The sequence below is a fragment of the Methylobacterium sp. WL64 genome (genome assembly GCF_008039945.1).
GTDB lineage: Bacteria > Pseudomonadota > Alphaproteobacteria > Rhizobiales > Beijerinckiaceae > Methylobacterium.
Genome location: NZ_VRVA01000003.1, coordinates 175,739 through 199,865 on the forward strand (window position 1 = coordinate 175,739; position 24,127 = coordinate 199,865).

Below are 24,127 nucleotides of genomic sequence, written 5' to 3' on the forward strand. Positions count from 1 at the left end.
TGTGACTTCGTTCGGAATGGAAAGGGCGACGCCGCCCTAGCCGTTCAGCACCCGGCCCGCCACAGCGTCGAGCTTGGCCAGCACCGCCGGGTCGCGGGCGGCCGGCGCGGTCATGATCGCGCCGTCCAGCGCCCGGTGCGAACCGGCCGGGCAGGGCTCGCGCGTGGCCGGGAAATCGCGGGCGAGCCGTGCCACCAGCCGGGCGGCCTTGTCGGCGTTGGCCCGGGCCACGGCGATCACCGCGGCGACGTCCACGGCGTCGTGGCCGGGGTGCCAGCAATCGAAGTCGGTCACCATGGCGATCGTGGCGTAGGTGATCTCGGCCTCGCGGGCGAGCTTCGCCTCGGGCATGTTGGTCATGCCGATGACGTCGAACCCCTGTGCCTTGTAGGCGCGGGATTCGGCGAGCGACGAGAATTGCGGGCCCTCCATGCAGACATAGGTCCCGCCGCGATGGACGGGAATGTCCTCGGCCTTGGCCGCCGCCGCGATGTGCGCCTGCAGGGTCGGGCCGACCGGATGCGCGAGCGAGACATGGGCCACGCAGCCGTCGCCGAAGAACGACGACGCGCGCCCATGGGTGCGGTCGACGAACTGATCCACGAGCACGAACAGTCCCGGAGGCAGCTCCTCGCGGAACGATCCGCAGGCCGAGAGCGAGACCAGATCCGTCACGCCCGCCCGCTTCATCGCGTCGATATTGGCGCGGTAATTGATGCCCGACGGCGAGAACCGGTGGCCGCGCCCGTGGCGGGCCAGGAACACGATCTTGGTGTCGCCGATCCGCCCGATGCGCAGGGCGTCCGATGGCTCGCCCCAGGGCGATGCGACCTGCTCCTCGCGCACGTCCTCCAGGCCCGGCAGGTCGTAGACCCCAGACCCGCCCATCACCCCGAGCACCGCTGCCGTCATGCCGGTTTCCCTTTCGTGAGGTTCGTCCAATCCGCGACCTCATCGTGAGGTGCCGGAGCGGAGCGGAGGCCTCCGGCGTCAGCGGCTATCCCTGGAGCCCGCCTTCGAGGCCCGCCGACGCGGGTACCTCAGGATGAGGGGGTGGAGGGCATCTGCGTTGCCGGGAGGCGGACCATCGCGTTCGCCGACCGGTAGCACGCAGTCCCAGCGCAAAAAAGATGGGCCCCCCGAAGGAGGCCCACCCGGCAGGATCGGTGAGGCGGCGCCTCAGAAGGTCTTGTGCAGCTCCGGCTGGAGGCCGTGGACCTCGCCGCCGACATCGGCCCAGACCTTCTTCTTCACGTAGTAGAGCAGCCCCGACATGATGATCAGGAACAGGATCACCCGGAAGCCAAGCGCCTTGCGGTCCATCATGTGCGGCTCGGCCGCCCACATCAGGAAGGCCGAGACGTCCCTGCCGTACTGGTCCACCGTCTCGGGGACCACGGGCTGGCCGGCGTCGTTCTTGGCGTAGGTGACCTGGCCGTCGGTGATCGGCGGCGGCATCGCGATGATGTGGCCGGGATAGTACTTGTTGTAGTGGCCGCCATCGGGGACCGTGAAGTCCTTCGGCGCCTCCTCGTAGCCGTTGAGGAGCGCATGGATGTAGTCGGGCCCCTGCTCGGAATAGCCGATCAGCGGCAGCCAATCGGTCAGGAAGTACAGCGAGCCGCGGGAGAAGGTCCGCGCCTTGGCGATCACCGAGAAGTCCGGCGGTGCCTTGCCGCCGTTGGCGGCCGCCGCGGCCTGGTCGTTCGGGAAGGGGGGCGGGAACGTGTCCGCCGGCCGACCCGGCCGGTCGAACATGTCGCCCGCATCGTTCGGGCCGTCCTTCACCTGGTAGGTCGCGGCCAGCGCCTTGACCTGCGCGGCCGAGAAGTCCGGCCCGCCCTCCTGCGCGAGATTGCGGAAGGCCACCAGCTTCATCGAGTGGCAAGCGGAGCAGACTTCCTTGTAGACCTGAAAGCCCCGCTGGAGCTGGGCGGTGTCGAAGCGGCCGAACGTGCCGGCGAAGCTCCAGTTGACGCGGCCCGGCACCGGGCCGCCATGCCCTTCCTGGGCGGAGGCCGGCACGGCGCCGATCAGCAGCGCCGCGAGGGCGGCGGCAGCGGTCGTCGAGAGGACGCGGGTCATCATCATGGTTCCGTCGTCACCCCGTCAGCCTTTGGTAATCGGAGCGGCGGCGGCGCCCGCCGGCATCCCCGATCCGCTCACCTGTTTGCCCGGCCCGGTCACGCTCTCCAGGATCGAGGCCGGGAGCGCCTTGGGCGTCTCGAACAGGCCGCATAGCGGCATCACGATCAGGAAGTGGGCGAAGTAATAGGCCGTGCAGATCTGCGACGCGATCACGTAGCCCCCCTCCGGCGGCTGGGATCCGAGCCAGCCCAGGAGGAAGGTCGCGCCGATGAACGCCCAGAAGAACTGGCGGTAGATCGGCCGGTAGTTGCAGGAGCGCACCCGCGACCAGTCCAGCCACGGCGCGAACGCCAGGATGATCACCGCCGAGAACATCAGGATCACGCCGCCGAGCTTGCTCGGGACGGCCCGCAGGATCGCGTAGAACGGCAGGAAGTACCATTCGGGCACGATGTGCGCGGGCGTCACCGCCGGGTTGGCCGGGATGTAGTTGTCGGCGTGGCCCAGGTAGTTCGGCTGGTAGAACAGGAACCACGCGAACAGGGTCATGAACACGCAGGTGGCGAACACGTCCTTGACGGTGGCGTAGGGGGTGAACGGAACCGCGTCCTTGCCCGACTTGATCGGGATGCCGGCCGGGTTGTTCTGGCCGGTGACGTGCAGCGCCCAGACATGCAGCACGACGACGCCGGCGATCATCCAGGGCAGCAGGTAGTGCAGCGAGAAGAACCGGTTCACGGTCGGGTTGCCGACCGAGTAGCCGCCCCACAGCAGGGTCTGGATGGTGTCGCCCACCACCGGAATCGCCGCTAGGATGTTGGTGATGACGGTGGCGCCCCAGAAGCTCATCTGGCCCCACGGCAGCGTGTAGCCGAGGAAGGCGGTCGCCATCATCAGCAGGTAGATGATCACGCCGAGGATGTAGAGCACCTCACGCGGGGCCTTGTACGACCCGTAGTACAGTGCCCGGAACATGTGGACGTAGACCGCCACGAAGAACATCGACGCGCCGTTGGCGTGCGCGTAGCGCAGCAGCCAGCCGTAATTCACGTCGCGCATAATCTTTTCGACGGAGTTGAACGCCCCCGTCGCGGAGGGCTCGTAATGCATCGCCAGCCAGACGCCGGTGACGATCTGGATTCCCAGGAAGGCGGCGAGAATCGCCCCAAAGGTCCAGAAGTAATTGAGGTTGCGCGGGACCGGATAGGCGATGAAGGACGAGTGCACGAGCCCGGCGATCGGCAGCCGGGCCTCGAACCATTTGGCGACGCGACTCTTCGGGACGTACGTGCTGGCAGTTCCGCTCATGTCCGCGTCCTTCTCACGCCGCTTCCTTGCCACCCTCGCCGATCCGGATCTTCGTATCCGTCTCGAAGGCGTAGGGCGGGATCGGCAGGTTGATGGGGGCCGGCCCGTGGCGGACGCGCCCGACGGCGTCGAACTGCGAGCCGTGGCAGGGGCAGGCCCAGCCCTCGAAGCTGCCCTGGTGACCGATCGGCACGCAACCGAGATGCGTGCAGTTGCCGTAAACGATCAGCCACTGGTCGTGGCCCTTCTTGACCCGGGTCGGGAAGGCCGCCGGATCGATCATCGCCGACAGCGGGACCGCCTCCATGTCGGTCACCTCCTTGGCGGTGAGCTTGCGGACGAAGATCAGCTTGCCGCGCCAGAAGACGTTGACGATCTGTCCGTCCTGGATGGGCGTCAGATCGACGTCGATCGGCGCCCCGGCCGCGATCGTGTCGGCGTCGGGCGCCATGGAGGAGACCAGCGGCCATGCCGCGGCACCCGCACCGACGGCGAGGCCAGCCCCCGTGGCGAGGAACAGGAAGTCGCGGCGGCTGCCGTCTTGGGAGCTGCCGTCGTGGGCGCTGCCCTCCCGGGATGCGGGAGTAGTGGCGGAGGTGGTCGCCAAGATTTGGAACTCCGTGCGTCGGCGTGAGGGCCGCAGGTGCCCTGCCCTGATGTCCCGGCTGTACCGAGATCAAAGCATTATCGTTCTAATCTGAGCAATGAGACCGTCTGCCACCCCCAAGTCAAGCTATGCCGGGGCGCCGGAGGACGCGCTTAGGTCACGATCGTTGTCATATGTTGCAGGGCAGCGCCCGGCCTGCGCTGCTACGCCACGGCGCTGTCGAGACAGGCCGTTCCACCGTCCAGGAAGCCCCCGGATTGGCGGGCCCAAAGGCCGGCGTAGACGCCCCCGCGGGCGACGAGTTCGGCATGGGTGCCCTCCTCGACGATTCGGCCCCGGTCGATCACCACCAGGCGGTCGAGCGCCGCGATGGTCGACAACCGGTGGGCGATCGCCACCACGGTCTTACCGGCCATCAGCGTGTCCAGTGATTCCTGGATCGCCGCCTCGACCTCGCTGTCGAGGGCGGACGTCGCCTCGTCCAGGATCAGGATCGGCGCGTCCTTGAGCATGACCCGGGCGATGGCGATGCGCTGGCGCTGGCCGCCCGACAGCTTGACGCCGCGCTCGCCGACCTGGGCGTCGTAGCCCCGGCGGCCCTTGTGATCGACGAGATCGGCGATGAACCGGTCGGCATGGGCCAGCCGGGCGGCGCGATCGATTTCCTCCTGCGTGGCCCCGGGACGCCCGTAGCCGATGTTCTCGCGGATCGAGCGGTGCAGCAGGGACGTGTCCTGGCTGACCATCGCGATGGCCTCGCGGAGCGACTGCTGCGTCACCGTCGCGATGTCCTGGCCATCCACCAGGATCCGGCCGCTCTCGACCTCGTAGAGGCGCAGCAGCAGGCTCGCGAGGGTGGATTTACCCGCGCCGCTGACGCCGACCAGCCCGACCTTCTCGCCGGGGCGGATCGTCAGCGTGAAATCCTCGATCACGGTGGCGTCGCCGCGTCCGTAATGGAAGCCGACATTCTCGAAGCGGATCTCGCCGCCCGCGACTGCCAACTCGCGGGCCTCCGGGGCGTCGACCAGCGCGTGCGGGCGCGCCATGGTCTGCATGCTCTCTTGGATCACCCCGACATTCTCGAACACGCCGCGGACCGTCTGCATAACCCAGCCTGACATGGCGATGAGCCGCAGGATCAGGGCGAGGCCGGCCGAGGCTTCACCGGTGGTCATGCTGCCGTCCCGCCAGAGAATCAGGCAGGCCGCCCCGGTGGCGATCAGCAGCGCGCTGTTGAGCATCCCGAGCACGCTGGTCGTCAGCGTCACCAGCCGGAATTGGTACAGGTAGGCGTCGGTATGGACCTCCACCGCGTCGCGCACCGTCGCACGCTCCTCGCGGTCGCGGGCGAACAGCTTCACGGTGAGGATGTTGGTGTAGCTATCGACGATGCGGCCGATCAGCACCGAGCGGGTGTCGGCGGTCTTGTGCGAGCGGGCGCGGGCGCGGGGCACGAACCAGGTCGTGAGCGCGGCATAGGCGCCGATCCAAACCAGCACCGGAAGGGCGAGCCAGGGCGAGATCGACCCGAACAGCCCGACCGCTGTCACCGCGTAGATCGCGACGTAGAGCAGCGTGTCGATGAACACGACGGCCAGTTCGCGAACCGCCGGACCGACCTGCACGACGCGGTTCGCAAGGCGGCCCGAAAAGTCGCCCTGGAAGTACGAGAGCGAATGCCCGAGGGTGTAGAGATGCGCCCGCCAGCGGATCTGGCTGGTCGATTGCGGCACGATCAGCTGGTTGGACAGCACCTCGTGCAGCCAGATCGAGATCGGCCGCACCAGCGCGATCAGCAGGAACACCAGCCCGAGCCCGACCGCATGGTCCGACAGGACGCTGGCCCGGTCGGACGTGGCCAGCAGGTCGATGAACCAGCGCATCACCAGGTAGAGCGAGGCCTCGACGGTCCCTGCCACCACCGCGATGACGAACAACGCCACCAGGGCCGCCCGGATCGGACGCAGGTAGAACCCAGCGAAGCCCAGCACCGTCCGCGGCGGGGTCCGCGTCTCGTCGAAGGGCGCGAACGGATCGACGCGGCGCTCAAGCCAATTCAGGAACATGTCTTCCGGGCGCACAGATGGGAGAGCCCACCATGTAAGCGCCAGCCGTCGGCCGCCAAGCGCGCGCGGTCGTCGCGGCGCCGGGGCCTCAGATAAAATTCCTTCTTGAGGATCGGCCGGACGCGGCCGATCCCGTTGTCGCGGATCCGGTTCAGCGGGCCAGGGCGAGCGAGGCGCCCGACTTGGTCAGCGCCCCCTCGAGCGCGCCGCCGCCCTGGCGCAGCCGCGCCGCCACCGTGCCGCCGGGCTGATAGAGGTAGACCTCGCCATCGCGGAAATCCCAGGCCGAGACCCGGGCGAGGTCCTTGTTGGGGCAGCCGGACGCGGAGGCTTTGTAGAGGTCGAGGGCCGGGGCACTGGACAGGGTCACCTTGCAGTTCCCGCCAGTCGCGTCCCGCGCGTCCCAGCTGCCGACCACCGAGGCGCGGCCGCTGGTGACGACGGGTGGGGGCGGCGCCGGCGGCACGACCGGCTCGGCGATGACCGTGGGGGTGTTGGGCGTCGCATTGGCCTGAGCGCCGGGCAGCGGCTGCGCGTCGGGGCTGGCGCTCGCACCGGGCGGGGGCGCGAGCGGCGCCGCCGTCACCGTGCCCGACGGGACCGCCTGAACGGAATCAAGAGGCGCCTGCGACGGAGCCCTCGTCCTCGGGCTTTCCAGTCGGGTGGACGCGCAGGCGCCGAGCGTGGCGCTCAGGCACAGGGCGGCGAAGGTCGGCAGGCTCGGGCGCAGCATCGGACCACTTCGGATCAGGCTTGGGAAAAGCGCACGGCGGCGCCTTGGGCCCTGACTCGGTGGCAAATGCGCTGACGGCAAGGCGACCGCGCCGGCCGCACCCGAGTCCGCTGCGGACGGAAGGCCTTTTCGCCCCGGTGTGGCCGGGGCGCCTCAGATCCAACGGTCAGACCACCCGCTCGACCATCATCTTCTTGATTTCGGCGATGGCCTTGGCCGGGTTCAGGTTCTTCGGGCAGGTGTTGGCGCAGTTCATGATCGTGTGGCAGCGGTAGAGCCGGAACGGGTCGTGCAGGGCGTCGAGCCGGTCGCCGGTGTTCTCGTCGCGCGAATCGATCAGCCAGCGATAGGCCTGGAGCAGGGCAGCCGGGCCGAGGAACTTGTCGCCGTTCCACCAGTAGCTCGGGCACGACGTGCTGCAGCACGCGCACAGGATGCACTCGTACAGGCCGTCGAGCTTCGACCGGTCCTCGGGGGTCTGGCGCCACTCCTTCTCGGGGGCGGGGGTCTCTGTCTGGAGCCAGGGCTCGATCGCGGCGTGCTGGGCGTAGAAGTTGGTCAGGTCCGGGACCAGATCCTTCAGCACCGGCATGTGCGGAAGCGGGTAGATCCGGATCGCCCCGTCCTTGTCCTTGCGGGTCATCATCGGAAGGGCGTTGTCGGGGCTCTTGCACTCCTCGATGCCCATCGTGCAGGCGAGCGCGTTCTGCCCCTCGATGTTCATGGCGCAGGAGCCGCAGATGCCCTCGCGGCAGGAACGACGGAACACGAGGGTCGAGTCGACCTTGTTCTTGATCCACAACAGCGCGTCGAGCACCATCGGGCCGCAATCGTCGCGGTCGACCTGATAGGTGTCGATCCGCGGGTTGGCCCCGTCATCCGGGTTCCACCGGTAGATCTTGAAGGTCTGCAGGTTCTTGGACCCGGCAGGCGGTGCCCACGAGCGTCCCTGCGTGATCTGGGAGTTTTTGGGAAGGTTGAACTGGGCCATCGCGTTTATATCCGGCAATATCGGTCAGAACCGGAAACCGGTCTGGACGGATACGCACGCCGCGGTCCGACGCGCGCATCGAGAGTGTTGAATTCAGTACACCCGAGCCTTCGGCTCGATGTACTGGATCTCGTTCGACATCGTGTACGTGTGCACCGGCCGGTAATCGATGTTGACCTGGTGGCGGCCCTCGTCGAGCCAGGAGAGGGTGTGCTTCATCCACTCCTTGTCGTCGCGGTCCGGGAAGTCTTCGCGGGCATGGGCGCCGCGGGATTCCTTGCGGTTGGCCGCCGATTCCATGGTCACCACCGCCTGGCCGATCAGGTTGTCGAACTCCAGGGTCTCGAGCAGGTCGGTGTTCCAGACCAGCGACCGGTCGGTGATCTTCACGTCGGAGGCGGCGTTCCAGACCTTGTGGATCAGGCCCTTGCCCTCTTCCAGGACCTCGCCGGTGCGGAACACCGCGCAGTTGTTCTGCATGGTCTTCTGCATCTCGGCGCGCAGCTCCGCGGTCGGCGTCGAGCCGTTGGCGTGGCGGAAGCGGTCGAGGCGCTCGAGCGCCTTGTCGGTGGCGCCCTTCGGCAGTTCCTGGGCCCGGCCGTTCGGCTCGACGATCTCGGCGCAGCGCTTGCCGGCGGCGCGGCCGAACACCACGAGGTCGATCAGCGAATTGGAGCCGAGGCGGTTGGCGCCGTGGACCGAGACGCAGGCCGCCTCGCCGATCGCCATGAGGCCCGGCACCACGGTGTCGGGGTTGCCGTCCCGCAGGGTCAGCACCTCGCCGTGATAGTTCGTGGGGATGCCGCCCATGTTGTAGTGCACGGTCGGGATGACCGGGATCGGCTCCTTGGTCACGTCGACGCCCGCGAAGATCTTGGCGGATTCCGAGATGCCCGGCAGGCGCTCGTGCAGGATCTTCGGGTCCAGGTGGTCGAGGTGCAGGTAGATGTGGTCCTTGTTCTTGCCGACGCCGCGGCCGTCGCGGATCTCCATGGTCATCGAGCGCGAGACCACGTCGCGCGAGGCGAGGTCCTTGGCCGAGGGGGCGTAGCGCTCCATGAAGCGCTCGCCCTCGGAGTTGGTCAGGTAGCCGCCCTCGCCGCGCGAGCCCTCGGTGATCAGGCAGCCGGCGCCGTAGATGCCGGTGGGGTGGAACTGCACGAACTCCATGTCCTGGAGCGGCAGACCGGCCCGCAGCACCATGGCGTTGCCGTCGCCCGTGCAGGTATGCGCCGAGGTCGCCGAGAAGTAGGCGCGGCCGTAGCCGCCGGTGGCCAGGATGGTGGTCTGGGCGCGGAACCGGTGGATTTCGCCGGTGGCCTGGTCGAGGGCGATGACGCCCCGGCAGCGGCCGTCCTCATCCATGATCAGGTCGAGGGCGAAGTACTCGATGAAGAAGTCGGTCTGGTTCTTCACCGCCTGCCCGTAGAGGGTGTGCAGCATGGCGTGGCCGGTTCGGTCGGCCGCCGCGCATGTCCGCTGGGCGGTGCCCTTGCCGTAATCGGTGGTCATGCCTCCGAACGGGCGCTGGTAGATCTTGCCTTCGTCCGTGCGGGAGAAGGGCACGCCCCAATGCTCCAGCTCGTAGACGGCGGCCGGCGCGTTGCGGACGAGGTACTCGATCGCGTCCTGGTCGCCGAGCCAGTCCGACCCCTTCACGGTGTCGTACATGTGCCAGCGCCAATCGTCCGGGCCCATGTTGCCGAGCGAGGCCGAGATGCCGCCCTGCGCCGCCACGGTGTGCGACCGAGTCGGGAACACCTTGGTGATGCAGGCGGTGCGCAGGCCGGCCTCGGAGCAGCCGACGGTGGCGCGCAGGCCCGCGCCGCCGGCCCCGACGATCACCACGTCGAAGGCGTGATCGTGGATGGTGTAGGCAGGTCCGCTGCCGTTGGTGCCGTTGGCGGCCATGATCGGCTCCTCGAAATGCGTGATGGCGGGGTTCAGGCCGGCTGTCCGAAGCCGATGCGCAGGACCGCGTAGAGGCAAGCCACGGCCACCAGGACCGCGTAGATGTTGTTGGCGAACACGGCGGCGATCTTCGTGCCCTGGCCGTGAACGTAGTCCTCGATCACCACCTGCATGCCGATCCGCATGTGGATCGTCACCGACAGGAGCGCCAGGATCAGGATGATCGAGACGAAGGGTTTCGCGATCAGCTGCGTCGCTTCGACATAGCCCCGGCCGGCCATGCTGGCGACGATCACCACGAAGGCCAGCATCAGGACGGCGTTCGCCGCGGCGGTCACCCGCTGCTGCCACCAGTGGCCGGCGCCGTGATGGGCGATGCCGATGCCGCGGACGCGCGCGCGCGGCGTGCGGATCGAGACGCGGGTGTCCTGGCGGATCTCTTCCTTAGCCATGCCGGCCTCCCCTCAGCGGACCAGAAGGGCGACCGCCCAGATGACGATGGTGAGCGCGATCGACCCGACCAGCGTCAGGCGCGCCATGTTCAGGCGCTTCTCCCGGTCGAAGCCGACGCCGGTATCCCAAACCAGGTGGCGCAGGCCGCCGAGCATGTGATGCATCAGCACCCACGTGTAGGCGAACAAGATCAGGCGGCCGAGCAGCGAGCCGAAGAACCAGGCGACGTAGGAATAGGCCGCCGGCCCCGAGGCAAGCGCCACGAGCCAGATCGCGACGAGGGCAGTTCCGCCGTAGAGCGCGGTGCCGGTAATACGGTGAAACACCGACATCGCCATCGTCCAGGTCCAGCGATAGATCTGGAGATGCGGTGAAAGCGGCTGTGCCACTGTCGGGCGGGCGGTGGGTGCCATTGGGTTGAAGCCTCGCAGCTGCGAACTGGACCGTCTCTAATCTGGTGGTAGCGCTAGTGCCTCCGGGCCCAAGCCGCAATGTGTCATGCTGCGGCGCAATGCGGGGGGCGTGTTGATAGGGTGGCGGATCTGTCACTTGAGTTGGCCCAGGAGGCGCCACCAGGCGTAATCGAGGGGCGTCGCGATCACGAGCGAGGCCAGCCCGAAAGCCAGGGTGAGTCGCGTCGCGTCCCGCAGGCGCACGCCACCGAGCTCGCTGGCGACCACGATCGGGGGCGCCTGATAGGGGAAGAACAGCGTCGAATAGCCGATCACCTGCACGGACACGACGGCGAGCGCCGACAGCCCGCTGGCCTGGGACATCTCCCCCGCCAGCGCGGTGTAGAGGGCCGGCGCCCCGTTGGCCGTGACGAGCAGCGTCAGGACCGTGCTGATGCCGGCGAGCACCGCGAAGTTCTGGGTCGGCACGTCCGGGGTGAGCGGCGCCACGGCCAGCAGCGCATGGCCGAGCCGTGCCCCGAGGCCGGTCTCGTTCACCAGGGCGACGAGGCCCAGCAGCGCCGCGATGTAGAAGCAGGTCCGCAGGTTCACCTGCTGGAACGACTCGGGCGGAAGCACCCCGATCCTGGGCAGCAGGCAGATCACCGCGGCCGCGAGCCCGACCCAGGCCGGGGCGAGGCCGTGCAGGCTGTCGGTCATCCAGAGCGCCAGAGTGCAGGCGAGGATCACCGCCAGGCGCCGTTCCGCACCCGAGACGGGCCGCGGCACCGGCAGGGCGTGTGCGTCGGGGCTGAGCCGGTCGGGGAACAGGCGCACGATCAGCGCCACCAGCAGGGCGCCCTTCACCACCGCCAGGACCGGCGCGTGCAGGACGAAGTAGGACAGGTAGGAGAGGTGCAGGCCGAGCACCTTCTCGGCGGAGCCGGCCATCACGAGATTCGGAACGTTGGCGGGCAGGATCGCCGCCGACAGGATCGGCGTCGCGACGCCGACCGCCAGGACCGCGCCGGTCCGTCCCGGCCGGCCCGGCACCAGCCCGAAGCTGTCGCAGAGCGCGAGCGTCACCGGGATCATCAGGGCGATCCGGCCGAGGTTGGACGGCATCACGAACGCGATCAGGAAGCTCAGGATCACAAGGCCGGCAATGAATTGCGCGTAGGAGCCGGACAGGCGTCCCGCCAGCGCGCCGGCCATGCGGGCGCCGAGGCCCGTGCGGGTCATGCCCTGGCCCACGACCATGCCGGACAGGACCAGCCAGAACGCCGAGGCCGAGAAGCCCGAGAACACGGTGGCGGCAGTTCCAAGCCGCAGCAGCATCGCCAGACCAAAGAAGGCGAGCGCAGTGACGATCTCCGGCAGGAGTGCCGTGGCCCAGAGGCCCATGCACAACACCAGCAGGGCGGCTGTCGCCGGAACGACCGCTCCTCCGCTCATCCGCCCCTCCCGCTCTGCGCGCAAGCACCTGCATGGGCCGGTCTGGAACCATTCGCAATTCGGCAGTCCGCGACGCAGCCTTCGCGAACCGCGAAGGCCGACGGGTCCAGAAACCGCCCTCGCGCCTAAAAAAAGCCCGACCGTTTCCGGCCGGGCCTTCATGGCAGCGACGGAGCCTGCGGACGGCGTTCAGTAGCCGTAGCCGTAGGTGCCGCAATAGGCGGGATCGTAACCGTAGCCGAAGGCACCGGTGCAGCTGTCGCCGTAGCCGTCGCCGGCCAAGCCGTATCCGACACCGCCGAGACCGTAGCCGACCCCCAATCCGAGGCCGACACCGGCAAGGCCATAACCCAGGCCGCGGCCGTAGCCACCACCATAACCCCGGCCATAATAGCCGCGGTTGGCGAACCCACGGCCGACGACGCCGCGATGGCCGATCAGACCGCCGCGGCCGGCATTGGCGAAGCCGCCGCGCTGGAAGCCACCGACTCCGACACCGCGGCCGACCCCGATGCCGGGATCACCGATGCCCGCGCCGCGAAATCCGCCACCGCCAAGAGCTGAACCGCGGAAGCCGCCGCCACCCAAGCCGGCCCCGCGGAAACCGCCGCCACCCAACGCGCCGCCCAGGAACCCGCCACAGCCGAACCCGCCGCCGTGAAAGCCGCCACCCCGGAAGCCGCCGCCGCCGAAGCCGCGGGCATCCGCGCCGGCCGGGACCAGGGTGAAGGCCGCCAGCAGAGCCGTCGATGCGAGAGCAAAGCGCTTCATGAGAAAGTCCAATCCTTGCGAGGAGTATGACTTTCCAACGTCCGATCGATCGCAGGTATCCCGGCGCGACGACTGAATACGCCGTGTCAGTCAGTCGCTGTCATGCGAAAATTGTACGAAAATATTGAAAGCTTGACTGTATCGAGGGTCCGGCGGGTTACCGGAACGGCGGCTCGTCGAAGCTGCGCAGCTTGCGCGAATGCAGCCCGTGCCGGTCGGCCCGCAGCGCGTCGAGGGCCGCCAGCCCGACGCGCAGGTGCTCCGACACCGCCCGGTCGTAGAACGCGTTCGCCGCGCCGGGCAGCTTGATCTCGCCGTGGAGCGGCTTGTCGGAGACGCAGAGCAGCGCCCCGTACGGCACGCGCAGGCGGAAGCCCTGCGCCGCCACCGTGCCGCTCTCCATGTCCACCGCGATCGCCCGCGACTGGTTGATCCGCCGGCGCTCCTGGCTGAACCGCAGCTCCCAGTTGCGGTCGTCATAGGTCACCACCGTGCCGGTGCGCAGCCGGCGCTTCAGAGCCTCCGCCTGCTCGCCGGTCACCGAGGCGGCGGCGCTCTGGAGCGCGACCTGCACCTCGGCGAGCGCCGGCACCGGCACGTCCGGCGGCACCAGTTCGTCGAGGATCCGGTCCCGCCGGAGATAGGCGTGGGCCAGCACGTAATCGCCGATGGTCTGCGACTGGCGCAGGCCGCCGCAATGGCCGACCATCAGCCAGCAATCCGGGCGCAGGACGGCGAGGTGATCGGTGATCGTCTTCGCGTTCGAGGGGCCGACGCCGATATTGACCAGCGTCGTGCCCTGCATGGTGCCATCGGCGCCGCGCGCCACGAGGTGATAGGCCGGCATCTGGTGGCGGTGCCAGGGCGAAGCGGCGATCACCGCGGCGGGATCGGCCGTCGCGGCCTCCGCCCGGCTCACCGACAGGCCACCGGGCAGCACCAGCCGCTCGAAACCCTCCGCGCCGGAAGCCAGGCGCTCCAGCCCGTGCCGGACGAACTGATCGACGTAGCGGTGGTAGTTGGTGAGCAGGATCCAGGGCTGGACCTCGCGCCAGTCGCACCCCGTGTAGTGGACCAGGCGGCGCAGGGAGTAATCCACCCGCACCGCGTCGAACAACGCCAGAGGCAGCGGCTCGCCGTCCACAAGATCGAACGTCCCGTCGGCGATCTCGTCGCCCACCAGCGACAGCAGCGGAACGGGGAAGTAGGTCGCGAGTTCGGCGCCGTCGACGGTGCTCCCGCGCGCGTCGAGCCCTGCCTCCAGCACGTAGGGATAGGGGATCTCCTGTGCGCTCAGGCCCACCTCGATCTGGATGCCGTAATCGTCGATCAGCGGCTGCAGCTGCCGGGTGAGATAGTGGCGGAAGAAGGCCGGGTGCGTGACCGTGGTGGCGTAGGTGCCGGCGGCCTGGAGCTTGGCGGTGGCGCGGCGCACCCGCGGCAGCGGGCCGGCGGGGCGATAGCTGATCCGCAATTCGGGATAGCGGAACGCGAGACGCTCGGTGGCGTCCGGCGGAGGACCGCCCGCAAGGTACCGCTCCAGCGCCTGCCGCAAGGCGTCGGCGGCGCCGTCATAGAGCTCGACCAGGCGATCGACTGCGCTCTCCGCATCCGCCACGGCCTGCATCGGCCGCAATTCCCGCTCGATCATGAACCCTCCCGTCGCAAGCTCGGATCTACACCGCGGAGCGTGCGCGCGCGACCCGGGCTTGCGGCCGGACGGCGCTTGACCGAGAACCGGCGCGGGATGAGAGGGCGCGGAGGTTCCTTGAGCGGCGCGGACGAATTCGGGATCCGTCCCGGCGAGGAGATGGCGGACCTGCCCGCCGCATTCGACGCCGGCCTCCACTTCATCGGCCGCCTCAGGACGCCGTGGCGTACGCGCCGGGACTGCCCGAAGAACGGGCTGCAGACCGACGCCGTCTGCACCGTCGAGGTCGATCCAGCCTATGCGCCCGGCCTGCTCACGATCACCGGCTGCACGCACCTCATCCTGCTCTACTGGATGGACCAGGCCACCCGGGGGCTCGTGGTTCAGCAGCCGCGCCACGCCGACGGGCCGCGCGGCACGTTCGCGCTGCGCTCCCCCGCCCGGCCCAACCCGATCGCGCTCTCGGTCGTCGCGCTGATCAGCCGCGCGGGCGACACCCTGCAGGTCCGCGGGCTCGACTGCCTGGACGGAACGCCGCTCCTCGACATCAAGCCCTATTACGCGACGACCGATTCGCGGCCCGAGGCGCGGGTCGACCGGGCCGGCGCCGAGCCGTGAGGCGGGGCCTTCTCGCGATCCTCGCGGCGCTGGCCCTGCTGGCGCTGGGAGCCCTCGCCGGCTGGCATCTGCACAAGCCCGCCGTGGATGCCCGGGCCTACGCGGTGATGCGCGGCATCGCCGTCCAGGTCAGCCTGGACGAGGCGCCGCAGGACTACGTGTTCTGGGCCGGCGATTCCCAGGTGGAGCTGCAGCCCGGAAGCCAGCGGCCCTGCGGCCTGGACCTCGTCAACGGCGGCTTCAGCGGTGCGACCGCCGCCGCCCTTCTCGATCACCTCGCCGGGCTGCGATTCGACCATGCGCCCAAGGTCGCGGCCCTGACGATCGGCACCAACGACATCCTCGCGAAGAACGCCCCACGGTCAGCCGAGGCGGCTTCGCGGTTCGAGGCGCATGTGGTTGCCCTCGTCAAACGGCTTCAGGCGGCTAGCCCCCGCGTGGTGGTGACCGCCCTGCCCCCGATCGGCCGCGAGAGCGGCCGGTTCCTCGATGCGGCGGCCGTGCCGGATTACTCGCACCGGCTGCGCGCGCTCTGCACCCGCCTCGGATGCACCTTCGCGGACCCGTTCGCGCCGCTGCGCGACGGCGAGACAGGCTACGCCAAGCCCGGAGCGCTCCGGGACGGCCTGCACCTGGCGGCGTTCCGGCAGGCGATGGCGGCGCTGGAGCCGGTGCTGTGCGCGCGGTGAGCATTCGCGGAAGGCGGGTGATCGCTTGTGCGAGCCTCGGAACTCGGTCCCGCGGCTCCTGCGTGTGAATCTCGGCCTTCCGCCCCGTCATCAGGTGTGAAGCGACGTGACCCCGGTCAGCATCACAGGGGATGACACGGCGCCGGGCAGGGACGATTCGCGGCGCTCACCGTGTCGGCGGGCTTCGTAGCGATGACCTTGGACAATCTCTGGCTCTTGAACGCATACCGCGCCGACAGCGCCAAGAGCGTTCGACCTCCGATGAGTAACCCCGCGTGTTCGACGTCTATCTGACCGGGTTCTCCGTCAGCGCCGGCCTGATCCTGGCCATCGGTGCCCAGAACGCCTTCGTGCTGCGGCAAGGCCTGCGCGGCGAGCATGTCGCGCTGGTCTGCGCCACGTGCGCGGCGTCCGACGCGCTCCTGATCCTGGTCGGCGTGACCAGCTTCAAGAGCCTCGTGGTCTTCGCCCCGTGGCTGCGGCCGGCGATGCTGTATGCCGGCGCGGCCTTCCTGATCTGGTACGGCGCGCGCAGCCTCCGGTCGGCCTTCGCAGCCACCGAGGCGCTGCGGCCCGCCCCGGGATCCGCCGCCGGCCTCGGGCGGACGCTTGCGACCTGCCTCGCGCTGACCTGGCTCAACCCGCACGTCTATCTCGACACGCTGCTGCTGATCGGATCGATCTCGACGCGCTTCCCCGGCCAGGAACCCGCCTTCGCGGCGGGCGCGATGAGCGCCTCGGTCGCGTTCTTCTTCGCGCTGGGCTACGGCGCCGCGATCCTCCGGCCCCTGTTCGCCAAGCCGGCCGCGTGGCGCGTGCTGGAAGGCGGGATCGCGATCACCATGTGGGTGATCGCGGCCGAGCTGCTGCTGAGCGGGGGTTCATAGCGGTCGTTCGATCGCTGCGAAGCGCGCCCGTCACTCCCACTCGATCGTGCCGGGCGGCTTCGAGGTGATGTCGTAGGTCACCCGGTTGATGCCCTTCACCTCGTTGATGATCCGGGTTGCGACCCGGCCCAGGAAGGCCATGTCGAATGGGTAGAAGTCGGCGGTCATGCCGTCCACCGAGGTCACGGCGCGCAGGGCGCAGACGTGGTCATAGGTGCGGCCGTCGCCCATCACGCCCACCGTCTTCACCGGGAGGATCACCGCGAAGGCCTGCCAGATCGTGTCGTAGAGGCCGGCCTGGCGGATCTCGTCGAGATAGATCGCATCGGCCTTGCGCAGGGCCTCGAGCTTCTCCGTCGTGATCGTGCCGGGGCAGCGGATGGCCAGGCCGGGACCCGGGAACGGATGGCGGCCGACGAAGGCGTCGGGCAGGCCGAGTTCCTTGCCGAGCACCCGGACCTCGTCCTTGAACAGCTCGCGCAGCGGCTCCACGAGCTTCATGTTCATGCGCTCGGGCAGGCCGCCGACATTGTGGTGGCTCTTGATCGTCACCGACGGACCGCCGGTGAACGACACGCTCTCGATCACGTCCGGGTAGAGCGTGCCCTGCGCCAGGAACGCCGCGCCGCCGATCTTCTTCGATTCCGCTTCGAACACGTCGATGAACAGGCGGCCGATCGTCTTCCGTTTGACCTCCGGGTCGCTGACGCCCTCCAGCGCCGAGAGGAACATGCCGCTCGCCTCAACGTGGACCAGCGGGATGTTGTAATGGTCCCGGAACAGCGCCACGACCTGCTCGGCCTCGCCCAGGCGGAGCAGTCCGTGATCGACGAACACGCAGGTCAGCTGATCGCCGATCGCCTCGTGAATCAGCACCGCGGCGACGGCCGAATCGACCCCGCCGGACAGGCCGCAGATCACCTTCTCCGCGCCGACCTGTTCGCGGATCTTGGCGATCGCCTCCTCGCGGTAGGCGCCCATGGTCCAGTCGCCGGAACAGCCGGCGATGTCGCGCACGAAGTTGCGGATCAGCAGGGCGCCGTGCGGGGTGTGGGCCACCTCGGGGTGGAACTGCACCGCGTAGTAGTTGCGCGCCGCGTCGGCCACGGCCGCGAAGGGGGCGTTCTTCGAGATCGCCACGGTGGTGAAGCCGTCCGGGAGCTTGGTGACCCGATCGCCGTGGCTCATCCAAACCGGATATTTCTCGCCCGTATGCCAGACGCCGTTGAACAGCGGGCAATCGGCCAGGATCTCGACCTCGGCCCGGCCGAACTCGGCGTGGTGCCCGCCCTCGACCGCGCCGCCGAGCTGGGCCGCCATGGTCTGCTGGCCGTAGCAGATGCCGAAGACCGGGACGCCCGATTCGAACACGAGCTGCGGCGCCCGGGGGCTCGCCTCGACGGTCACCGATTCGGGGCCGCCGGAGAGGATCACGCCCTTCGGCTTCTGCTCGCGGAAAGCGGCCTCGGCCTTCGTGAAGGGGACGATCTCGCAATAGACCCCCTCCTCCCGCACCCGCCGGGCGATGAGCTGGGTCACCTGAGAGCCGAAATCGACGATCAGGATCTTGTCGTGGTCGGTGTTCATCGCGGGCGATTATCCGAAGGCCGGGGCACACGCAACGCAGGGGCCCGGCTCCGCCTGGGGATCACGATGCGAGCCGCGCGCCGGGCGCAGAGCTCGCGGCCGGCTCGACGCCGGGCCGTGCGCCCGACGGGACGGCCTACGCGCCGGTCGCGGTCAGTCGAAGTTGCGGACCTTGGCCGAGCCGCCCAGGCTGATCGCGGGTTTGGCCGGTGCGCCCGCGAGGCTGACCTTCTTCTGGCCCGGCAGGGTCTTGGCGCGCAGTTCCGGGGCGGCGACGGGGGCCGGCTTGGCCGGCTTCAGGTGCGCCTGGCCGTGGATCACCGAGCCGATCTCGCCGGCGACCCGAATCAGGTCGTCGCGGTCGCAGGAGCGGGCCACCTTCAGGCCGAGCTTGTGCATGTGGCTCTTACCGTAGAGGTAGGCGGCGAGCTGGGCGCGCTTCAGAGGCGTGATCTGCTCCAGGATCATCGGAAGGTCGAACTCGTCGGCCCGGTAGACCTCGCCCAGAACCTCGAGGCTCACGGGGCAATCGACTTCGGGCTCGGCGCCGCTGGTCGGATGCGCTTGTGTCATGGTTGCCTCTCGGGAAGCGATGGATCGGAAGCTGGCTCGGATGCCCCGGAGCCGGTGTCGGTTTCAAGCCCTGCCGGCGCAGTAAGGTCCGCAATCCTGGCCTGCGCGGGACCGGGGGTCGCAACTGGGAGTACCGGCTGCTCCGGTTTCCAGGCGCCGAGGCAGCCGGTGCAGACGGATTCGATCACCGCGCGGGCATGGGCCTGACGACGCGCCCACAGGGCCTCGCGGGCGGTCCGGTCGCCGTCCTGCGTCGGCCGGATGCGGATGAACAGCGGCTCCTCCGCGCGGGCCGGAACCGAGGCGAGCGCCACCAGGACGAGCAGAGCCGCGGCGCGGACCTTCGAGCCCGGACCGGGCTGTGCCGGACACGTCATGCCGTCTCGTCCCCCTCCTGCGGAGCTGAGCACGAGATCTCGCGCCGCATGGTAAACCGCCGCTTAACGCGGCGGCCCCTTCGGCACCAGTGGCGGCGGATTACGGCGCGTCGCGTCGCAAGGCAGCGGGGTCTGGTGCAGGCTCGTCCATTGCAGCCTGACGGCGATCCTGGGCCCGGCCGAGCCATAGGCTGTTGAGCAGCCAGGCCACCGAGAGCGGTACCGCCGCCCCGGCGATCCCGGTGCTGCCGAGGCCGAGCCCCTGGATTCCGGTGAACGACCACGCCCCGACCTGATCGCCCAGGCGATAGACCACCGTGTCGATGAAGCTCTTGGCCTTGTAGCGATCTTCCCTCGGAACCACGGTGAACAGGACTTCCCGGATCGGGCGGGCAATCGCAAAATTTCCGGCCCGGCGCAGGACCTGGAACGCTACGATCACCCCGATGGTGGGCGAGACGGCGAGCGCGGCGAAGCCCAGCACGCTGAAGGCCGGCAGCAGCGCCAGGGTGATCCCAACGCCGAGCCGCTTGACGATCCGCCCGGTCAGGAACAGCTGCACGCCGAGGGTCAGCACGTTCACCGCGAGATCGACGCTGGCGAAGAACGCGGTCTGTGCGCCCCGGTCCGGGAAGCTCCGCTTGGCGATGCCGGCCTGCTCGAAATACAGGAAGGTCGAGGTCACCGAGAACAGCAGCAGGAACAGCGAGATGTTGAGCAGGTAGGGCGACGCCAGGGTCCGGGTCACGCCCGCCAGCACGCTGCCGCCGATGGTGCGGTCCTGCCCGTCGCTGACGGTCTCGCTGCCCGGAACGGCGTGGAGCCGCGCCGACAGGGACGCCAGCCCGCGCATGCAGAACACCGCGACTTCGAGAAGCACCACCGCGCAGAGCATCAGGCCCCAGGTCGGCACGTTCTTGGCGAGGATCGCGGTGGTGGCCGAGCCCGTGATGGCCCCCACGGTCGCGCCGGCCGCGATGAAGCCGAACAGGCGCTTACTCTGGTCGTTCGAGAAGACGTCGACGATGGTGGCCCAGAAGATCGAGACCACGAACAGGTTGAAGATCGACAGCCAGACGAAGAACACCCGGCCGATCCAGATGCCCCAATCGGGCGGGGCCAGGTACAGGGCCAGCGCGAAGGCCAGGATGTTGGCGGCGAAGAACCGGTAGGTGATCGGCACGAACCGCGCCCGCGGCATGCGCTTCACCAGGTAGGCGAAGGGCAGGTTCAGGGCGAGCATGCCGACCAGCGTCGCCGTGAAGAGCCACGGCAGGTTCTCGATGCCCCCGGCCACGCCCATCTGGTCGCGGATCGGGCGCAGCACGTAGTAGGCGGCCAGGATCGAGAAGATATAGGCCCAGGACCAGGCGAGCGCCTGGCCCTCGCCGGGCCGGATGTCGATCAGGCGCGCGAGCGGGCCGCGGGGCGCGGATGTTTCAGGCACGCGCCCGTCACTTCCCCAGCCCGAGCTTCTCGCGCAACTCCGGGGCGGTGGCCTCGTGACCGAAGCCGGGCGACCCCATGGCGAACTTGTCGGCGTCCTTGAGCGGGCCCACGACGACCGGATCGAAGCCGGCATCGCGCACAAGGACCTCGGCCACCTTCAGCGCCGCGGGATCGTCGCCGGCGATCGGGATCGCCATCCGGCCGCCCTGGCGGTCCTGGCCGCCGTTCGCACCCGCCTTCGCGAACACCTTGTAGTTGGCCGCGTTGAAGGCCCGGACCACCTTGGCGCCCGGCAGATACTTGGCCGAGGTCGCCCCGATGCCGTTCGCCTGAACCTCGTCGTAGAGCGCGCCGTCGCGCTTCTGCGTGGCGTTGCCGGCGTCGAGCACGACCTTGCCGGAGAGTGACGCCGCCAAATCCTTCGCGAGGTCGGGATAGGCCTTGTAGGGCACGGCGACGAACACCGCCTCGCCGAACTTGATCGCCTCTTCCGGCGTCCCGGCCTTGGCCTTGGATCCAAGCTCCGCGATCATCGGCGCCAGGGTCTCTGGATGGCGCGAGGCGAACATCACCTCGTGGCCGTCCTTCACCCAGAGGCCGCCGATGGTACCGCCGATGTTGCCGGCCCCGATCACCCCGATCCGTATTTTCTTGGCACTCTCTTGCGCCAGGGCCGGAACCGCGGTGGCCGTCATGAGGACGGCGGCGAGGGCGAGCGCAGCGCGCCGCGTGGTGCGATCAGACCGCATCGATGAAGGTCTCCATCTGCTTACGCTGAGCCGCGTCGGGGAGCGGGCCCCGGGCTGCGGCAAGGTTGTCCTCGACATAGGCCACCTTGGCCATGCCGGGGATCGGGCATGTCACGGCGGGGTGGCCGAGCACGTATTTCAGGAAGACCTGGGGCCAGCTGGTGCAGCCGAGATCCTTGGCCACCGCGGGCAGCTCCTTGCCCTGCACCGCCTTGAACAGGCGATCCCGGCCGAACGGCACGTTGGTCATCACGGCCACGCCCTTGTCGGCGGCGAGCGGGAGAATGCGCTCGGCCGCGGCCCGGTTGTCGATGGCGTAGTTCACCTGGATGAAGTCGAGCGTCTCGCGCTTCATCACCGCCTCGAGGGCGTCGAGTTGGCCGTCCCGCCAGACTGTGACGCCGACATAGCGAATCCGCTTGGTACCCTTCAGGTCGCGCAGGACCGCGAGATTCGCGTCCACGTCGATCAGGTTGTGGACCGCCACCAGATCGAGGCTTTCGACCTTCATCCGCTTCAGCGACCGCTCGAACTCCGCGCGCGTCGCGTCGCGACCCTGCGTGTCGACCTTGCTGGCCAGGAACAGCTTCTCGCGCAGGCCGGGCTCGGCCAGGATCAGGCCCAGCACGTCCTCGGCGGTGCCGTAGCTCGGCGCCGTGTCGATCACCGTGCCGCCGAGCGACACAAAAGCCTGCACCGCCGCCTTCAGGGGCGCGACCGCCTCGGCATTCGGTTCGACCTCGTAGCGCCGGGAGGTGCCGATCCCCAACGCCGGCAGCATCTCGCCAGTCGATGGGATCGGTCTTCGGATCAGTGGCTCCGCGGCCCAGGACAAGCGGCCGGCGAGCGGCGCCAGAGTGGCAGCCGCGATGACGGCGCGACGGGATAGGGGCATGGCCAGCCTCCGGTGGTGTCGGAACCCGACCGGGACATAGGGCACGCTGCGCGGATGTGTATTCGTTATTCTCACGCTTGCGCGAGCGGCGGGCCGGTTTCACATACGTCCGGAAATGGGTCCGCTCGGTCCGGCACCGTCGCGCGCGGGCACCATGGCGATCTGCCCGGCCGTCTCCGGCCTCAGCCCCGCCCTGTTGCATCCCGGGGGATCTCCGGATCGCGCCACTTCGATGCGCGGCAAGTCGCTAACGCCAGGCGACCCTGCAAATCGCTGCTCCGTCCAAGACTCCGGCGAAACGCGATCCGACGGACGCCAGAGCTGGTCCCGGTTACGTTGCGATCGGGAGCAGATCTAGCGTCCTAGCTTTCGCGCGCTCGCTTACGTCGAACGGGCCTCCATTTCGACGGCGCGCGTTCTAGCCGGTAAAGTCGAGAGCGGGCAGGCCCGGCGCTCCAAGCGAGGAAAGCCGTTGTCACGATGTCGGCGTTCCGCAGCCGCAGGTCTTGCTGCGTGGCCCCGGTTTTCAAGGCGCGGTGCTAATCCTCCTCGGGCGGGTCCTCGAATTCGGCGCCCTCCGTGTCCGGCGCGATCCGGAATCGGTACTCGTCGATCGCCAGGAAGGCGCGGTGGACGACCTGCGGGTCGAGCCCGTCGCGCACCACGATCGTCTGGAAATCGATGAACAGGCGGGCGATCCGGGCCTCGTCCGACAGGGCCGCCAGCGCGGAGGAACTCGCGCCCGCGTGCATGATGTAATGCTTCGCCGCACCGTCCGTGTCGGGGGCCGGCAGCACCACGATCTGCCCGGCCGTCTCGGGCCGCAGCTCCGCCCAGCGGGCGGGTGTCCACGCAATGATGGCCTCGATCTGCTTCATCGGCACCTCCGGCTGCTCGGGAGAATCCGCCTAAGCGTCATTTGCCGGAGGGGCCACCCGGCAGGCGCTAAAAAGTAGTCGTCCCGCATGGCGAAGCGATCCAGCGATTCTTCACAGCCGAGGCTGTCGCGCTGCCGGAGATCGCGTCGCCCGCGTTCGCCATGATCATGGAGCTATGCCGGGCCTGAAGCCTGCCCGACCGCGCGCCCGTCTTTGAGGCCGGGCGGTCTTCGATCGCCCGGCACATGAGAAGGGGACCGCGGCCCAGATCCGCGGCCCAGATCATCGACCGCCGGAGCCGCCGACGGTGTACGATCACACCGTCGCACAGGGTCTGCGCTGCCGCGCGAAGCCGCGTCTCCCGGCGTTTGGGACGTTCAGTGCGCGCGCTCGACCTGCCCCCGGATCTCCCCCTTCGGATTCGCCGCGGTGTGGAGGTTGAAGTAGAGCTTGCCGGCTTCGAGGTCGGCGGCCTTGGAATCGTCGAGGGTGGCCTCGCCGGAGAACGGGCTGCTGGTGGCGGTCACGGGCACCAGGACGCCGGCATTCGCGCCTGCGGCGGCCGGGCCATGGAAATGCGCGGCGGTGACCGGGCCGGTCAAGCCACTGTAGGTCCCGTTCCAGCTCAGGTGCTTGGTGGCCGGATCGTAGGTCGCCGTGATGCTGCCGGTGCCCTTCGAATCGGTCGCCGGCACCTCGCTGCCGCTGTTCAGCGTCGCCGCGTACGGGGTGCCGGCGCCGGCCGCTTGGACCGCGGAGGTCGCCAGCGGCACGGACCATGCGAGGAGGGCGATCAGACCGGTTTTGGACAGGCGTGTCATCGGACGCTCCGCTTCGGCGTGGCCCTCAAGCGGGGCCACGTGTCGCAAGATAAGGGGGCGGCGGCGCCCGGACCATCGGGCTATCGTGAAACCTGGGACAGATGTCCGGCCGCGTGGGCCGATGGGGGCGCGATGGCGGTCACGGACGCGGGCGCCCCGGCGGGCGGGCATGGGC

General features: G+C 69.1%; 24 protein-coding genes. 3 read left to right on the forward strand and 21 right to left on the reverse strand.

Features of this window, described 5'->3' with window-relative positions; all coding sequences use genetic code 11:
* Positions 1 to 36 precede the first annotated feature (36 nt).
* The 13 genes from FV242_RS03060 to FV242_RS03120 form a co-directional block, all read right to left on the reverse strand.
* Complete coding sequence (locus tag FV242_RS03060; RefSeq protein WP_147906557.1) at positions 37 to 912, reverse strand: S-methyl-5'-thioadenosine phosphorylase; 876 nt, start codon at positions 910 to 912, stop codon at positions 37 to 39.
* Between the two features lie 267 nt (positions 913 to 1,179).
* Positions 1,180 to 2,091, reverse strand: a complete 912-nt coding sequence (locus FV242_RS03065) for a cytochrome c1 (protein ID WP_147937892.1) — start codon at positions 2,089 to 2,091, stop codon at positions 1,180 to 1,182.
* A gap of 18 nt (positions 2,092 to 2,109) precedes the next feature.
* The gene (locus FV242_RS03070) at positions 2,110 to 3,396 is read right to left on the reverse strand and encodes a cytochrome b N-terminal domain-containing protein (RefSeq protein ID WP_147937893.1); all 1,287 of its coding nucleotides are present in this window, start codon (positions 3,394 to 3,396) and stop codon (positions 2,110 to 2,112) included.
* Between the two features lie 13 nt (positions 3,397 to 3,409).
* Complete coding sequence (gene petA, locus FV242_RS03075) at positions 3,410 to 4,003, reverse strand: ubiquinol-cytochrome c reductase iron-sulfur subunit (RefSeq protein ID WP_147906554.1); 594 nt, start codon at positions 4,001 to 4,003, stop codon at positions 3,410 to 3,412.
* 203 nt (positions 4,004 to 4,206) lie between these two features.
* Entirely contained in the window at positions 4,207 to 6,072 is a 1,866-nt protein-coding gene (locus FV242_RS03080) for an ABC transporter ATP-binding protein (protein ID WP_147937894.1), read from the reverse strand.
* Positions 6,073 to 6,223: 151 nt separating this feature from the next.
* Positions 6,224 to 6,805: an AprI/Inh family metalloprotease inhibitor gene (locus tag FV242_RS03085; RefSeq protein WP_147937895.1), complete on the reverse strand. Its 582-nt coding sequence runs from the start codon at positions 6,803 to 6,805 to the stop codon at positions 6,224 to 6,226.
* Positions 6,806 to 6,971: 166 nt separating this feature from the next.
* Positions 6,972 to 7,796, reverse strand: a complete 825-nt coding sequence (locus FV242_RS03090; protein WP_147937896.1) for a succinate dehydrogenase iron-sulfur subunit — start codon at positions 7,794 to 7,796, stop codon at positions 6,972 to 6,974.
* A gap of 93 nt (positions 7,797 to 7,889) precedes the next feature.
* A complete protein-coding gene (gene sdhA / locus FV242_RS03095) occupies positions 7,890 to 9,707 on the reverse strand; it encodes a succinate dehydrogenase flavoprotein subunit (protein ID WP_147937897.1) in 1,818 nt (605 codons plus the stop codon).
* 32 nt (positions 9,708 to 9,739) lie between these two features.
* Positions 9,740 to 10,159 carry a succinate dehydrogenase, hydrophobic membrane anchor protein gene (gene sdhD / locus FV242_RS03100; protein ID WP_147937898.1) on the reverse strand — a complete coding sequence of 140 codons (420 nt, stop codon included), beginning with the start codon at positions 10,157 to 10,159 and terminating at the stop codon, positions 9,740 to 9,742.
* Between the two features lie 12 nt (positions 10,160 to 10,171).
* Entirely contained in the window at positions 10,172 to 10,573 is a 402-nt protein-coding gene (sdhC, locus tag FV242_RS03105; RefSeq protein ID WP_147910782.1) for a succinate dehydrogenase, cytochrome b556 subunit, read from the reverse strand.
* A 132-nt stretch (positions 10,574 to 10,705) separates the two neighbouring features.
* Positions 10,706 to 12,007 carry an SLC13 family permease gene (locus tag FV242_RS03110; RefSeq protein WP_147937899.1) on the reverse strand — a complete coding sequence of 434 codons (1,302 nt, stop codon included), beginning with the start codon at positions 12,005 to 12,007 and terminating at the stop codon, positions 10,706 to 10,708.
* Positions 12,008 to 12,196: 189 nt separating this feature from the next.
* The gene (locus tag FV242_RS03115; protein ID WP_147937900.1) at positions 12,197 to 12,778 is read right to left on the reverse strand and encodes a hypothetical protein; all 582 of its coding nucleotides are present in this window, start codon (positions 12,776 to 12,778) and stop codon (positions 12,197 to 12,199) included.
* 157 nt (positions 12,779 to 12,935) lie between these two features.
* Positions 12,936 to 14,429 carry an AMP nucleosidase gene (locus FV242_RS03120; RefSeq protein ID WP_147937901.1) on the reverse strand — a complete coding sequence of 498 codons (1,494 nt, stop codon included), beginning with the start codon at positions 14,427 to 14,429 and terminating at the stop codon, positions 12,936 to 12,938.
* A 159-nt stretch (positions 14,430 to 14,588) separates the two neighbouring features.
* Between FV242_RS03120 and tsaA the strand changes: the two genes are divergently transcribed.
* The 3 genes from tsaA to FV242_RS03135 all read left to right on the forward strand — a co-directional run bounded on the left by tsaA (position 14,589) and on the right by FV242_RS03135 (position 16,623).
* Complete coding sequence (gene tsaA, locus FV242_RS03125) at positions 14,589 to 15,047, forward strand: tRNA (N6-threonylcarbamoyladenosine(37)-N6)-methyltransferase TrmO (protein ID WP_246692416.1); 459 nt, start codon at positions 14,589 to 14,591, stop codon at positions 15,045 to 15,047.
* Entirely contained in the window at positions 15,044 to 15,736 is a 693-nt protein-coding gene (locus tag FV242_RS03130) for a GDSL-type esterase/lipase family protein (protein ID WP_147937902.1), read from the forward strand. Before tsaA ends, FV242_RS03130 begins: the two co-directional genes overlap by 4 nt.
* 275 nt (positions 15,737 to 16,011) lie before the next feature.
* The gene (locus FV242_RS03135) at positions 16,012 to 16,623 is read left to right on the forward strand and encodes a LysE/ArgO family amino acid transporter (RefSeq protein ID WP_147937903.1); all 612 of its coding nucleotides are present in this window, start codon (positions 16,012 to 16,014) and stop codon (positions 16,621 to 16,623) included.
* Between the two features lie 30 nt (positions 16,624 to 16,653).
* On the opposite strand, the gene guaA is transcribed toward FV242_RS03135, so the two are convergent.
* The 8 genes from guaA to FV242_RS03175 form a co-directional block, all read right to left on the reverse strand.
* Positions 16,654 to 18,210, reverse strand: a complete 1,557-nt coding sequence (gene guaA, locus FV242_RS03140; protein ID WP_147907751.1) for a glutamine-hydrolyzing GMP synthase — start codon at positions 18,208 to 18,210, stop codon at positions 16,654 to 16,656.
* A 153-nt stretch (positions 18,211 to 18,363) separates the two neighbouring features.
* Positions 18,364 to 18,783 carry a hypothetical protein gene (locus FV242_RS03145; RefSeq protein WP_147907750.1) on the reverse strand — a complete coding sequence of 140 codons (420 nt, stop codon included), beginning with the start codon at positions 18,781 to 18,783 and terminating at the stop codon, positions 18,364 to 18,366.
* The gene (locus FV242_RS03150; RefSeq protein WP_147937904.1) at positions 18,780 to 19,160 is read right to left on the reverse strand and encodes a hypothetical protein; all 381 of its coding nucleotides are present in this window, start codon (positions 19,158 to 19,160) and stop codon (positions 18,780 to 18,782) included. Before FV242_RS03150 ends, FV242_RS03145 begins: the two co-directional genes overlap by 4 nt.
* A 100-nt stretch (positions 19,161 to 19,260) precedes the next feature.
* Complete coding sequence (locus FV242_RS03155; protein WP_147937905.1) at positions 19,261 to 20,607, reverse strand: NTP/NDP exchange transporter; 1,347 nt, start codon at positions 20,605 to 20,607, stop codon at positions 19,261 to 19,263.
* A gap of 7 nt (positions 20,608 to 20,614) precedes the next feature.
* Complete coding sequence (locus FV242_RS03160) at positions 20,615 to 21,358, reverse strand: NADPH-dependent F420 reductase (RefSeq protein ID WP_147937906.1); 744 nt, start codon at positions 21,356 to 21,358, stop codon at positions 20,615 to 20,617.
* Entirely contained in the window at positions 21,348 to 22,253 is a 906-nt protein-coding gene (locus FV242_RS03165; RefSeq protein ID WP_147937907.1) for an aldo/keto reductase, read from the reverse strand. The genes FV242_RS03160 and FV242_RS03165 overlap by 11 nt, the downstream gene beginning before the upstream one ends.
* A 539-nt stretch (positions 22,254 to 22,792) precedes the next feature.
* Positions 22,793 to 23,131 (reverse strand): hypothetical protein, encoded by a 339-nt coding sequence (locus FV242_RS03170; RefSeq protein ID WP_147907745.1) that lies wholly within the window; start codon positions 23,129 to 23,131, stop codon positions 22,793 to 22,795.
* 377 nt (positions 23,132 to 23,508) lie between these two features.
* A complete protein-coding gene (locus tag FV242_RS03175; RefSeq protein ID WP_147937908.1) occupies positions 23,509 to 23,952 on the reverse strand; it encodes a CHRD domain-containing protein in 444 nt (147 codons plus the stop codon).
* Between the last annotated feature and the right edge of the window lie 175 nt (positions 23,953 to 24,127).

What these genes read in the sequence shown, in the direction of transcription:
- sdhA (WP_147937897.1), bottom strand. Translation starts at nt 9,707, where the DNA reads ATGGCCGCCAACGGCACCAACGGCAGCGGACCTGCCTACACCATCCAC.
- FV242_RS03165 (WP_147937907.1), bottom strand. Translation starts at nt 22,253, where the DNA reads ATGCCCCTATCCCGTCGCGCCGTCATCGCGGCTGCCACTCTGGCGCCG.
- FV242_RS03080 (WP_147937894.1), bottom strand. Translation starts at nt 6,072, where the DNA reads ATGTTCCTGAATTGGCTTGAGCGCCGCGTCGATCCGTTCGCGCCCTTC.
- FV242_RS03160 (WP_147937906.1), bottom strand. Translation starts at nt 21,358, where the DNA reads ATGCGGTCTGATCGCACCACGCGGCGCGCTGCGCTCGCCCTCGCCGCC.
- FV242_RS03110 (WP_147937899.1), bottom strand. Translation starts at nt 12,007, where the DNA reads ATGAGCGGAGGAGCGGTCGTTCCGGCGACAGCCGCCCTGCTGGTGTTG.
- FV242_RS03090 (WP_147937896.1), bottom strand. Translation starts at nt 7,796, where the DNA reads ATGGCCCAGTTCAACCTTCCCAAAAACTCCCAGATCACGCAGGGACGC.
- FV242_RS03115 (WP_147937900.1), bottom strand. Translation starts at nt 12,778, where the DNA reads ATGAAGCGCTTTGCTCTCGCATCGACGGCTCTGCTGGCGGCCTTCACC.
- guaA (WP_147907751.1), bottom strand. Translation starts at nt 18,210, where the DNA reads ATGAACACCGACCACGACAAGATCCTGATCGTCGATTTCGGCTCTCAG.
- FV242_RS03170 (WP_147907745.1), bottom strand. Translation starts at nt 23,131, where the DNA reads ATGAAGCAGATCGAGGCCATCATTGCGTGGACACCCGCCCGCTGGGCG.
- tsaA (WP_246692416.1), top strand. Translation starts at nt 14,589, where the DNA reads ATGGCGGACCTGCCCGCCGCATTCGACGCCGGCCTCCACTTCATCGGC.
- FV242_RS03085 (WP_147937895.1), bottom strand. Translation starts at nt 6,805, where the DNA reads ATGCTGCGCCCGAGCCTGCCGACCTTCGCCGCCCTGTGCCTGAGCGCC.
- FV242_RS03150 (WP_147937904.1), bottom strand. Translation starts at nt 19,160, where the DNA reads ATGACGTGTCCGGCACAGCCCGGTCCGGGCTCGAAGGTCCGCGCCGCG.
- sdhD (WP_147937898.1), bottom strand. Translation starts at nt 10,159, where the DNA reads ATGGCTAAGGAAGAGATCCGCCAGGACACCCGCGTCTCGATCCGCACG.
- FV242_RS03120 (WP_147937901.1), bottom strand. Translation starts at nt 14,429, where the DNA reads ATGATCGAGCGGGAATTGCGGCCGATGCAGGCCGTGGCGGATGCGGAG.
- FV242_RS03175 (WP_147937908.1), bottom strand. Translation starts at nt 23,952, where the DNA reads ATGACACGCCTGTCCAAAACCGGTCTGATCGCCCTCCTCGCATGGTCC.
- FV242_RS03065 (WP_147937892.1), bottom strand. Translation starts at nt 2,091, where the DNA reads ATGATGATGACCCGCGTCCTCTCGACGACCGCTGCCGCCGCCCTCGCG.
- FV242_RS03060 (WP_147906557.1), bottom strand. Translation starts at nt 912, where the DNA reads ATGACGGCAGCGGTGCTCGGGGTGATGGGCGGGTCTGGGGTCTACGAC.
- FV242_RS03070 (WP_147937893.1), bottom strand. Translation starts at nt 3,396, where the DNA reads ATGAGCGGAACTGCCAGCACGTACGTCCCGAAGAGTCGCGTCGCCAAA.
- FV242_RS03145 (WP_147907750.1), bottom strand. Translation starts at nt 18,783, where the DNA reads ATGACACAAGCGCATCCGACCAGCGGCGCCGAGCCCGAAGTCGATTGC.
- sdhC (WP_147910782.1), bottom strand. Translation starts at nt 10,573, where the DNA reads ATGGCACCCACCGCCCGCCCGACAGTGGCACAGCCGCTTTCACCGCAT.